The organism is Nonomuraea sp. NPDC049695 (assembly GCF_040674955.1).
GTDB lineage: Bacteria > Actinomycetota > Actinomycetes > Streptosporangiales > Streptosporangiaceae > Nonomuraea > Nonomuraea helvata.
Window position 1 is genome coordinate 39416 of sequence record NZ_JBFANV010000075.1, and the last position, 11177, is coordinate 50592.

Here is an 11177-nt window from a genome sequence, read left to right on the forward strand (position 1 = left end):
GCTTGGTAAGACCCGTGCGTTGAGTACCCCCTACTCATGCGCGCCGCGCCCCGCGAGCGCACTCTCAGGGCATGACCACCGTGGAGACCACCCCCGCCACCACCGGCTTCACCCGGAACGCGTTGATCGCCTGCGCGATCGTCTCGCCGCTCGCCGTCGCCGCGGCACTGCTGTTCGCCCCGTTCGACGCCACGGCGGAGGGCGAGCCGTACATCCGGAGCCTCGTCGCCAACCTCGGCTCGTACCCTCTCTGGAGCTGGGTCGGCGCCCTCAGCACCGCCACCCTCATCCCCGCGGTCTTCGCGGTGAGCAAGGTGGCCCGGTCGGGACGGCCCGTGCTGGGGCTCGTGGGCATGGTCCTGGCGTTCATCCTGGCCCTGCCCTTCGGCATGAACAACGACGACGTCATCTACGCGGCCGCCAAGGCGGGGCTCGACGTGCCCACCACGAACCGGCTCGTCACCGAGCTGAGCGACGGGGTGCCGACGGCGGTGCTCGGGTTCAGCTTCTTCCTGGGCCTGATCGGGTTCGTCCTGCTGGGGGTCGCCGCCCTCCGCAGCGCCGCGCCGACGTGGGCCTCGATCGCCATGATCGTGGCGCCGTTCCTCATCCCGGTCGCCTGGCTCGCCCAGCTGCCGGACGCGGCGGCGGGCGCGGCCTGGCTCGTCTTCACCGCCGCCTCCGGCGGCATCGCCCTCGCCCTCCCCCGCCACTGACGGCCCAGCACGCCCACCCAGAAGAACCCGCCACCCGACCCCATGGCGCCGCCGGCCGGGCATGGCCCGACCCAGGCCCACGTCCGCTTCCCGCCCGGCCCGTTCGCGGGTGGTCGTGCCCTCGATCGCCCGGAGCGGGTGCGCGGCGTCGGAGCGACCGCGCACCGAGCGCGGTTCGGCGGTTCGCGCGTACAGTGTCGCACAAGCGCTTGCTCAAGACGGCGGGAGGCATCGTGCGGCGGTTCAGGTTCGGGGCGGTGGTGCGGGAGGCCGAGTCGGGCGAGGCGTGGGCCGAGAAGGCGAGGCGGCTGGAGGGCCAGGGGTACGACGTGCTGCTCGTGCCGGATCATCTCGTCGGGCCCCGGTTCGCCCCCATCGCCGCGCTGACGGCGGCCGCCTGCGCCACCACCAGGCTGCAGGTCGGCACGCTGGTGTTCGCCAACGACTTCCGGCATCCGGCCGTGCTGGCCAAGGAGGCGGCCACGCTCGACCTGCTGTCCGGCGGGCGGCTGGAGGTCGGGATCGGGACCGGATGGCTCGCGGGCGACTACGAGGGCGCCGGGCTGGTGCTGGAGCCGCCCGGGGTGCGGGTGGAGCGGCTGCGGGAGGCCGTCGCCGTGCTGAAAGGGCTCTGGGGCGAGGGGGCGTTCAGCTACCAGGGCAAGCACTATCGCATCGACGGGCTCGATCAGCGGCCCAAGCCCGTACGGAAGCCGCGTCCGCCGATCGTGCTCGGCGGCGGCGGGGCACGGATGCTGCGGCTGGCGGCCGAAGAGGCGGATGTCGTGAACATCGGGATGCGAGTCCGGCCGGACGGGACCGGTCCGGACGAGAAGGACGGCGGGCTGACGGCGTTCCTGGACAAGCTCGAGGTGGTGCGGCAGGCCGCCGGCGAGCGGTACGCCGGGCTGGAGCTCGGGACGAGCGTCATGCAGGTGGGTGAGCGGAAGGCGGAGGAGGCGTGGAGCGCCGCCGACAGCTCGTCGCTCGTCGGGACGCCCCAGGTCCTGCTCGGGACACGCGCCGACATCATCGACAAGCTCCGCTATTGGCGTGACGAGCACGATATTTCGTACTTCGTGGTGCACCACGAGCGCGACCTGGACACCTTCGCCCCCGTCGTCGAGGAGCTCGCCACCTGATGCGAGGCCCGCACGAGGCCTGATGCGAGGCCTCGTGCGGGCCGAAATCGGACGTACCCGATGATGGACCCCATGAAAGAGATGCTGCTGCTCCGGCATGGAGAGACCGAGTGGAGCAAGGCGGGCCGGCACACGGGCCGCACCGACCTGCCGTTGACGGAGCACGGCGAGGACCAGGCCAGGGCGCTGGCGTCGCTGGTGAAGGGGCAGGCGTTCGACCTGGTGCTGGTCTCCCCCGCGCAGCGCGCCCGGCGTACGGCGGAGCTGGCCGGTCTGAACGGCTACGAGGTGGACCCCGACCTGTGGGAGTGGGACTACGGCGGGTACGAGGGCATCACCACGCCCGAGATCCGCAGGACCCACCCCGGCTGGTACCTGTGGCGCGACGGCGTGATCCCCGGCGACGCCGAGCATCCCGGCGAGAGCGCCGAGCAGGTGGCGGCCCGCGCCGACCGGGTGATCGCGCGGGCCAGAGCGGTAGAGGGCCGGGTGGCGCTGGTGGCGCACGGCCACTTCCTGCGGGTGCTGGCCGCCCGCTGGCTGGGCCTCGGCCCCGAGGAGGGCAGGCTGCTGAAGCTCGACACGGGCACGTACTCGCGGCTCGGTTTCGAGCACGAGGAGCCGGTCCTGACGACCTGGAACGCCCCCATCGGCTGAGCCCCGGCTGCTCCTATGAAGTCACCGGTAAGTGCACATGGCCGCCTCCCGGCCAGGGCCGACAGATCCGGTTGATGGCCCAAGGTCAGTCAGCCGATGGGTCAGACCCCGGCGGGAAGCTGCCCGCCGGGCTGATCCGGCGGCGGTATTCACGCGGCGACGCGCCGGTGACCCGCTTGAACGCGTTGCTCAGCGCGCTCTCCGAGCCGTAGCCGACCCTACGGGCGATCATCGCCACTGTGTCGTCGCCGCGGCGCAGGCGGTCGGTGGCCAGCTCGATCCGCCAGCCGGTCAGGTAGTCCAGCGGGCTCTGCCCGACGGTTCGCTTGAAGCGGGCAGCGAGCGTCGACCGGGACACCGCCGCGGCCTCGGCCAGCTCGGCCACCGTCCAGGCGTGGGCCGGCCGGGCGTGCATGGCCCGCAGCGCGGGGGCCACGATCGGATCGGTGAGCCCGGCCATCCAGCCGGACACCGCGCCCTGCCCGGCGACGGCCAGGTGCAGGCGCAGCAGGTGGATCAGCATGACCAGGGCGAGATGCTCGGTGACCAGGGTCGAGGCGAGCGACCGGTCGCGCAACTCGGCGTCGATCTGCTCGAGCGCCCAGCGTACGGTCGCGGCCTCGGCGGTGCGGCCGGGCACGTGGATCACCGGCGGCAGCACGTCAAGCAGCAGTTCGCGGGCCCGCTCGCCGAAGTCGAACCGGCCGCCGATGCAGACCACGTCCTCACCGGTCCCCACCCTGGCCACGCCGTCGGTGGCCGCCGCGAAGACCGGGCCGGCCGGGACCGGCCGCAGCCCTGGACCGCTGGCCATGGTGAAGGCGCGTGGCTGGGTGAGCAGGAAGCAGTCGCCCTCGACCAGCTCGATCGGCTCCGGTACGCCGTCGACGGTGAGCAGGCAGTGGCCGCCGCGCACCGCGACGAACTTGACGGCCGGCGGCGGCCCGTACGACAGCGCCCACTCACCGCCCGCCACCAGCCTGACGGACAGCCGGCTGGTCGTGCCGACGAGGGCGAGGACGTCTTCGAGGGGATCGGCTTGCTGGACGCTCACTCAACTATGTTGGATCCTGAACCATTCTGAGTCCAAATTCCGACCCTTACCGTTGCGGTCATGACACGCATGGGGACCCCGTTCAACGCCAGGACCACCGCCGCCGAGATCCTCGCCGGCGTCGACCTCACCGGGCGGCGGATCATCGTCACCGGCGGAGCCTCCGGGATCGGCTTGGAGACCGTACGGGCGCTGCAGGGCGCGGGGGCCGAGGTCACGATCGCGACCCGCAACCCCGCGGGCGGCCGGCGGGTCTTGGACCTGAGCGATCTCGGCTCGGTGCGCGCTTTCGTGGCCGGCTGGAGCGGGCCGGTGCACGCGATCGTGGCGAACGCCGGGATCATGGCGTTGCCCACCCGCCAGGTCGCCGCCAACGGCTGGGAGCTGCAGTTGGCGACGAACTTTCTCGGGCATTTCGCACTGATCACCGGTCTGAGGGAGAACCTGCGACAGGCCGGCGACGCGCGGGTGGTCATGGTGAGTTCGGGCGCTCAGCTGTTGGCGCCGTTCGACTTCGACGATCCGCACTTCGAGCGCCGCCCGTACGACCCGTGGGTCGCGTACGCGCAGTCGAAGACGGCCGACGTGCTGCTCGCGGTCGGCGCCGCCCGGCGCTGGGCCGCCGACGGAATCACCGCGAACGCGCTCGAACCCGGCTACATCCACACCAACCTGCAGCGGCACCTCGACGACGACACCATGCGGGCAGCGGGCGCGATGGACGACGAGGGAAACCTGGTGACCCCGGACTACTACAAGACCCCGGAGCAGGGGGCCGCCACGTCGGTCCTGCTCGCCGGGTCACCGCTGCTGCACGGTGTCACCGGCCGGTTCTTCTCCTCGGACAACCAGGAGGCCGAGGTGGTGCCGGGCGGCCGGGGCGCTACCGCGGGCGTCGCAGCCTGGTCAGTGGACCCGGCCGCCGCGGACCGTCTCTGGGGGTACGCGCTCACGGCGACAGCAGACCGCTGACCGAGGCGCTCACATCAAGAAATGACCGACATATCGCATGAAATATTGGAGCATCCCCTTCATGACCACCGTGATGCTTGTCCACGGCGCCTGGCACCGGCCGAGCACTTGGGCGAAGCTCGAGACCGAGTTGCACGCGCTCGGCCATGCCACGCACGCCCCGGCGCTCCCGAGCGCCGGCAACCAGCCCACCGCGGGCATGCATGACGATGCCGCCGTGCTGGCTGCGGAACTGGCCTTGATCGCAGGACCGGTCGTGCTGCTCGGCCACTCCTACGGTGGCATCCCGATCACCGAGGCCGCCGCCGGAGCGGGCAATGTCGGTCGGCTGATCTACCTCGCCGCCTACCTGCCGGACAAGGGACAGTCGATGTACACCATCCACGGCATCCCCGATCCCGAAGACACGGACGGCCTGTTCCCGCTCATCGACGAACCGCGCACCTCGCTCTACGCCGACCTGCCCGATGCGGAGGCCGAGCAGGCGGTGAGCACGTTGGTCAACCAGACCGTCCGATCGTTCGCGGAGAAGGTCGAGGCAGCCGCCTGGCGGAACATCCCGTCCACCTACATCATCACAGAGCAGGACAAGGCCATCCCTCCCGCACTGCAGGAGCAGATGGCGGCACAAGCTGCCGAGATCCGCCGGATTACCGGCGGTCATTCTCCGTTCCTGTCGCAGCCACGCCGACTGGCCGCCCTCATCGACGAGATCGTACGGTCGACATCACCTGTCGCTCAGCGGGGAGTCTGACGCCCACCCAGCGATTCTCCGCAAGCCGCCGCTGCGGGCGCCGGGGCGGGCCTACCATGATCAGCGGTAAGCCCCCTCTTTCCGACAGCCAGGAGAGATCATATGCTCGGCCGTTTCATGTCCAGCCTGGTGAGCGCGCTCGTGCTCGCCAGTACCGCCCTCCCCACAGCCACAGCCTCGGCTGCCGTGTCCCCACCCCAGCCGACGAAAGGCACGTTACCCGGTGTAACGGTACGGACGGGAGACGGCAAGATCGGAAAGGGCCAGGCCGCGGTCGCCACCGACCTTAACGGCCGCCCCGTCCAGTTCACGTCCTATACCACCACCGACTTCCAGGCCCAGCGGAACCCGTTCACGCTGTGGGCATGGCAGCCGGACCGGCGGCGGTTCGTGAAGACCGACTACCGGGAGACGGCGGTCTCCCCCGACGGACGCTGGACGGTCGCGCACCTGACGTCCACAGAGCCGGGCAAGGATCGCCTGCGGATCATCGACCGGAAGACCGGCAAGAGCCGGGACATCGAGATCGAGCTCACCGAGCACACTCCCGCCAGCACCGAGAACGGCGGCACCCAGTATCCCCAGATGCGCTGGCCCCGGTGGTCGCCGGACGGCAAGAAGCTGCTGTTCACCGTCGGCCTGGCCCGCCAGGACGACCGCTCGGCAGGAGTCCTGATCCTCGATCTGCCCGACTTCACGCCCCGCTTCATCAAGATCCACAAGGCGCTGGTCACCGTCGGCGGTTTCGAGTGGAACCAGGACGGCACCCGTTTCCTGGTCAGGCACGGCAGGCTCGGCAGCACGACCGTCCGCCTCTACGACCTCCAGGGCAAGGCCGTCAAGGAATACCAGGTGCGAGGAAGGCCGGGCGGTGACGGGCGCGGCGTCTTCTCGCCCTCCGGCAAGCGGTTCGTCACCGCCTGCCTGCCGCTGGAGAAGGCCGCCTGCGTGTGGGACGCGGCGACCGGCAAGGCCGTCACGAGACTTCCCGTCGTCGCGGGCGCGCGTCCCACGACCCTCGGCTGGTACGACGAGAAGCACCTGCTCATCTCCACTGCAGCCGGCATCGGGATCATCGACCTGAAGGGCCGCGTGACCGAGACGCTGCTCAAGCTCGGCAAGAACTCCGAGATCTACCCGCACTTCGGCGCGCTGAAATGACCATGTGGCCCGCATGCCGTCATCGGCGCGGGCCCGCCTCTACTGCCCCGAGCAGCGGCTTCGTGTGGAAGTCACCCGCGGAGATGATCGATCGCAGCGTCCACAAGCTGGGCGTTGACAGCCGGGAACGAACCGTCACCGAACAGGATCCGCGCCGCCAAGGCACGACCGGCACGACTGCGCAGCAGGGCCACCGCCGCCTCTGCCGCGGCGGGGGACCGGATGCCGGCGAACACCCGGCGCAACAGCAGCCGGCCTCGGAACCGGGTCCGCAACGCGCCCCCGTCGTACAGACTCAACATGCGCCGGTCGCCAGTACGCAGATACCCGGCGACGACCGCCGCGGCCAGTTCGGACATGCGTAAGCACGGGTCCAGCCCGCCCGCCGTCAAGGGCGACACCGCGCCCGCCGCGTCGCCGACGAGCAGGCCGGCGGGGCACGCCAGCCGTCGCAGCACACCGCCGACCGGGATCGGACCACCTCGGCGCTCGACCGGACCGGCCGGCGCCGCCCGGCCGGGCGCGTCCGCGGCAAAAGCGTCCAGCAGGTGGCGGACGCCGGCGCGCATCGCGCCCGGATACCCCGCGACGCCTATGTGCGCGTGACTGCCATCGTCGATGACCCACCCCAGGTACCCCGGAGCGACCCGAGGGTCCAGCACACAGTGGAACGCCGGGTTGGTCGTACCCGACGCGACCGGATGGACGATCTCGGCACCGACGAGAAAGCGCCGGTTCGCATCAAGGCCGAGATCACGCGCCACCCGGGAGCGAGCGCCATCCGCGCCCACAAGGAACCGCGCCGCCACCGGCTCCGCCCCCGCGAACTGCACACAACCCATCGACGCGCCGACATACCGTACGCCGAGGAGAACCCGCGCCCCAGCCGACTCCGCCGCCCGCCGCGCATGCTCGTAGACGGCCGCCATGTCCGCCACGCGATACTCGTCCCGCTCACTGGTCAGCCGGATCGGCGCCCGCCGCGACGGCGGATACAGCAGTACGTCCCGTACACCAGGCCCGAGCAGATGGCCCGGCAGGTCGAAGTCGTCAAGGGTGCGCCGCACGAAGATCCCGGTCGTACGGATGCCCGTCGACAGCGACCTGCGGCGGTCGACCACCAGCACATCCAGGCCTCGCAAGGCGAGCAGGCGAGCCGTACGCAGGCCGGCCAGCCCCGCGCCCACGACCAGTACCTCCACTGTCCGCATACCTGGCGACGCTAGGAGCAATGCCCTGCCCGCGGGACCATCTGCACGCGACCCGCCCACTACCTCTACACCGTCACCACACTCGCGACCGCTGTCAGCCGACCTTCGAGCGCAGGGCCGACTCGTGCAGTGCCCTGCCGACCAGCCAGCCGCGTAACGACCCGAGTGCCGGATCGTAGGAGCGCGGCTCCTGCCACAGGGCGACGAAGACGTTCTGGGTGATCTCCTCGGCGTGCGCCCGGCTGCCGGTGACCTTGACCGCGACCCCGTACACGTACGGGCCGTGCTGGTCGTAGGCGTGGGCCAGCGCGTCGAGATCACCGGCCATCAGTCGCGAGCGCAGCTCCGCATCGCTCATCAGTCACACCCCAGAGTGGCGGCGGCGCTGATCAGGTCGCGGGCGAGGGCGGCGTCACCCTCGGCGGCGTACGGGAAGGAGTCGGGAGGCCGGCGGTTGGCCAGCAGCCGGCAGAAGCCCACAGCGTCGGCCGAGAGCAGCACGGCGACGTGGCCGGAGGAGCGCGACAGCGGGACCGTCCAGGTGCCGCCGCCAGGACCGGTCAGCATGACGGTGGCCGAGACGCCGCGGCGCGGCTCCTTCATGGCCCGCGGCAGCAGCGCAAGGCCGAACTCGGCGATCATGTGCACGTGCTCCGGGCGCGGCGGCGCCTGGGAGCGCTCGGTGGCGGCCCTGATGTCGTCGGCGTGCGTCCACGTCTCGAACGTCCGCTGGATCAGCGCCTGGCGCAGCGGCGCGCGGGCCGGGCGCGTCCCCGCCAGCGCCACCTCCACGCCCAGCAGCACCTCGCTGCCGGCGGAGAGTCGCTCGAGCAGGGACCCGGCCTGTTCGCGCCAGCGCCGGTGCGCCGGCATCCCGCTCCTGCCCGGCACGCCCATGAAGCTCGCCACGGTGGCGTCGTTGGCGGCCAGGTGCTCCACCAGTGCCCGCACGGTGCCGTGCCCGGCGATCGGAGCCTCCCACTGCGGCGCGCTCAGCTCCGCGAGCAGGTCCTCCATGAGCGCCACCTGCTCGGCGTACGGGACCGTGACGGACGCCATCCCCATGACGGCCGGGCTGCGGCGGCGGCGCGCCATGGACAGCACCGCCTCGCGCAGCGTGGGCGGCGGCTCGACGGCGGCGCCGGGCTCGTCGAGCAGCGCGATGGCCGCCGAGCAGTCAGGACATGAGGCGACGTGGTCGTCGGGGCTCCGCCCGTTGTAGAGGTACGAGTCCGCCATGGCCACCTCCGCAGCCGACGCTAACCCGGCAGGCCCTCCGGCGCCAGGCGGCAACCGGGGAACGGTGCCAGCAGCGTCTCACGCCAGGGGCCTTCCAGGTAGTCGCGAGCCCGCTTGCCCCAGTCCAGCAGCCGGGGATCGGGCTCCACCTCGTCGTCGAGGCCCAGTGCGGCGTCGCGGGCGCGCTGCGTGGCCAGGTGATCGTCGAGCGAGACGGCCCATACGGTGACCGCCTCGGTGTCGCAGAACAGCACCTCGTACAGGCCGACCAGGGTGTGGCCGTGCTCCGCGAGCAGCGGCGCGCGCTCGGTGCGCGACGCGTGGAGGTAGTCGAGCGCGGCTCCCGGGCGTACGCGGGCGCTCTCGAAGAGATAGAGCTCGGCGGCGGGCGCCTCGGAGAGCGGCGGGCAGCCGGGCGCGGCCCCGAGCGGCCGGGAGAACGCGGAGAAGCGCAGGTCGTCGATGTCGGACAGGAACAGGCGCTCGTCGACGCCCTGATAGATCTCCATCATCTGGCGCCAGCCGCCGTCCCACCCGCCGTGGCAGTCCCACAGCGTGACGGCCTTGAACTGGGGGTGGCCGGTGATGCCGACCGCGTAGAAGGCGCCCACGAGGTCGATCTCGCGGGACCTGATCGACATGCCGGAGGTGAGCGAGGGCGCGGTGCGGCTCTCGTCCTCGCGCTTGTAGCGGGTCAGCCAGGTGAGGTACTCCAGCGGCCGCCTGGAGTTCATCGGCCGGAAGTCGACCTCTTCGAGCAGGTGGATCGCGCGCCGCACCACGCCTCCTCTACCAAGCGGTTGCTTGGCATGAGGATATCGATCAGGCCACCGCTTGGGAAGGTTGCGGACCCCGCCCCGTGAGCCACTCCAGGACCTTGCGGTGCCCCGAGGCGGCGTCCTCGAAGTGGCCCCAGTGCCAGTAGCGCGGCTGGTCCCGCATACCGGTCACCCAGGTGCGATAGGAGACGGAGCCTCCCGCGGTGGCGGGCGCAACGCCGTAGGTGCGGATCACGACCTTGCCGCCCGGCGCGAACAGCACGTCGTCGGCGATCGGATACAGGGTCATCTGGTCGAGCATGACCCGATTCTGCCGACGAGACGAGGCCGGGCGGTTACGCCTCCGGCGCGCCTCCGTTAAGCGGGCGCGCCGGAGGTTACAAGCGTATGAACCGCACCTCGTGTTCGCTATGAAAACCTCGGGTTCTGACATGATCCTTGCCAGGTCTGCCGAGGTTGGCGGTAGCCGGAGGGCGATCGCGCGGCCCAGGAGCGATCCTTGTCATGTGGCTGAGCGCGGGTACGGGCATTCGCCCGCAGTGAACTGAGGTGAGCGACCGGCGTCCGGCGGAGTCTTATCGCTCAAACGTTCTATGCCACGGTGCAAACTGTTGGTAGCATAGCGGTCACACATCGTACAGGAGACGGGGTGGGTGGAGTGCAGCACGTGCGGCCCACGCATCCAGGCCGCCTCCGGGCAGGCAGCGGTGCATGAGCACACTCACCGCGACCGCTCCCTGCACCGCCCATGGCGCGATGGTGGAAAAGACTGGTGAGATCGTCCCCCAGGAGTTGCTGGCGCGGCGGGTCGGCTGGTTGACCGGTCTGGCGCGGGATCTGACCGCCCGCCTGGTAGCGGCCCGGTGGACTGCGGCTGATCTGGACGCGCTGGCCTGCGGGGTGGGGCTGGATGGGCGGGCGTTACCGACGAAGGGCTGGATGGCCGTGCGCCGGCTGGGCTGGGGCATGGGCCCGGAACCGGGGGTGTATGTATGTGATCGGGTGCTGCGATGCGCGCAAGAGCAGGCAGCCCGCACGTTGCGGCTGGCGCTGCACCGCCGCAAACTGGCGGCGGCGATCGTGGCGACCTGGCCGGCCGACCTGCGGGCGCGGACGAATGCCGAGTGGCAGGCGCTGCGCGCGCTGTTGCCGGATGGCGTGGGCGCGGCGGAGATCCGTAACCGGACCCGGCAGATCCGCGCCTGGCGGGACGAGCATGATGGGTCTCCGGCTGATCTGACCGACCTGGAGGAGCCGCCGAACGTTGCGGCGCAGATCGTGCTGGCCGCGGCCGATCGGCAGCTGGCCACCCTGGAGCGCACCGGTCCCCACAGTGCCCGCCTGCGGGTGCGGCTTCCGCTCACCGACGTTCCCGCCTCGCGCCGGGACTGGGCCTGGCACGTGCTGCCGATCACCCTGCCGCCGACCGTCCCCGCGCAGGCGACGCTGTGCACCCCCCACCCTGCGGGTGAAACACGGCCGGGTGCGCGTC

12 protein-coding genes and 1 pseudogene are annotated in these 11177 nt (G+C 71.2%); 7 read left to right on the forward strand and 6 right to left on the reverse strand.

What is annotated here, in order from left to right; translation table 11 throughout:
- The first annotated feature begins 71 nt into the window (after positions 1 to 71).
- The 3 genes from AB0J64_RS42785 to AB0J64_RS42795 all read left to right on the forward strand — a co-directional run bounded on the left by AB0J64_RS42785 (position 72) and on the right by AB0J64_RS42795 (position 2515).
- Positions 72 to 716 (forward strand): hypothetical protein, encoded by a 645-nt coding sequence (locus AB0J64_RS42785; protein ID WP_364041115.1) that lies wholly within the window; start codon positions 72 to 74, stop codon positions 714 to 716.
- Positions 717 to 949: 233 nt separating this feature from the next.
- Positions 950 to 1858, forward strand: coding sequence for a TIGR03621 family F420-dependent LLM class oxidoreductase (locus AB0J64_RS42790; RefSeq protein WP_364041117.1), 909 nt, complete (start codon positions 950 to 952; stop codon positions 1856 to 1858).
- 72 nt (positions 1859 to 1930) lie between these two features.
- Complete coding sequence (locus tag AB0J64_RS42795) at positions 1931 to 2515, forward strand: histidine phosphatase family protein (protein ID WP_364041119.1); 585 nt, start codon at positions 1931 to 1933, stop codon at positions 2513 to 2515.
- An 85-nt stretch (positions 2516 to 2600) separates the two neighbouring features.
- On the opposite strand, the gene AB0J64_RS42800 is transcribed toward AB0J64_RS42795, so the two are convergent.
- Positions 2601 to 3569, reverse strand: a complete 969-nt coding sequence (locus tag AB0J64_RS42800) for an AraC family transcriptional regulator (protein WP_364041121.1) — start codon at positions 3567 to 3569, stop codon at positions 2601 to 2603.
- Between the two features lie 60 nt (positions 3570 to 3629).
- Here AB0J64_RS42800 and AB0J64_RS42805 point away from each other — a divergent pair, with 60 nt between their 5' ends.
- From AB0J64_RS42805 to AB0J64_RS42815, 3 genes are all read left to right on the forward strand, one after another.
- Positions 3630 to 4541 carry an SDR family NAD(P)-dependent oxidoreductase gene (locus tag AB0J64_RS42805; protein WP_364041123.1) on the forward strand — a complete coding sequence of 304 codons (912 nt, stop codon included), beginning with the start codon at positions 3630 to 3632 and terminating at the stop codon, positions 4539 to 4541.
- 61 nt (positions 4542 to 4602) lie between these two features.
- Positions 4603 to 5295, forward strand: a complete 693-nt coding sequence (locus AB0J64_RS42810; protein WP_364041125.1) for an alpha/beta hydrolase — start codon at positions 4603 to 4605, stop codon at positions 5293 to 5295.
- Positions 5296 to 5397: 102 nt separating this feature from the next.
- Complete coding sequence (locus AB0J64_RS42815) at positions 5398 to 6456, forward strand: hypothetical protein (protein WP_364041127.1); 1059 nt, start codon at positions 5398 to 5400, stop codon at positions 6454 to 6456.
- A gap of 71 nt (positions 6457 to 6527) precedes the next feature.
- Here the strand turns inward: AB0J64_RS42815 and AB0J64_RS42820 are convergent, their stop codons facing one another.
- From AB0J64_RS42820 to AB0J64_RS42840, 5 genes are all read right to left on the reverse strand, one after another.
- Positions 6528 to 7667 carry an NAD(P)/FAD-dependent oxidoreductase gene (locus AB0J64_RS42820; RefSeq protein WP_364041129.1) on the reverse strand — a complete coding sequence of 380 codons (1140 nt, stop codon included), beginning with the start codon at positions 7665 to 7667 and terminating at the stop codon, positions 6528 to 6530.
- Between the two features lie 94 nt (positions 7668 to 7761).
- Complete coding sequence (locus AB0J64_RS42825) at positions 7762 to 8025, reverse strand: sigma factor (protein ID WP_364041131.1); 264 nt, start codon at positions 8023 to 8025, stop codon at positions 7762 to 7764.
- Positions 8025 to 8906, reverse strand: coding sequence for a maleylpyruvate isomerase family mycothiol-dependent enzyme (locus AB0J64_RS42830; protein ID WP_364041133.1), 882 nt, complete (start codon positions 8904 to 8906; stop codon positions 8025 to 8027). The genes AB0J64_RS42825 and AB0J64_RS42830 overlap by 1 nt, the downstream gene beginning before the upstream one ends.
- Positions 8907 to 8926: 20 nt before the next feature.
- Positions 8927 to 9685 (reverse strand): hypothetical protein, encoded by a 759-nt coding sequence (locus tag AB0J64_RS42835; protein WP_364041135.1) that lies wholly within the window; start codon positions 9683 to 9685, stop codon positions 8927 to 8929.
- A gap of 43 nt (positions 9686 to 9728) precedes the next feature.
- Positions 9729 to 9986, reverse strand: a complete 258-nt coding sequence (locus AB0J64_RS42840; RefSeq protein ID WP_364041137.1) for a hypothetical protein — start codon at positions 9984 to 9986, stop codon at positions 9729 to 9731.
- 410 nt (positions 9987 to 10396) lie between these two features.
- On the opposite strand from AB0J64_RS42840, the pseudogene AB0J64_RS42845 reads away from it, so the two are divergent.
- Positions 10397 to 11177: pseudogene (locus tag AB0J64_RS42845) on the forward strand (transposase); the annotation flags it as partial.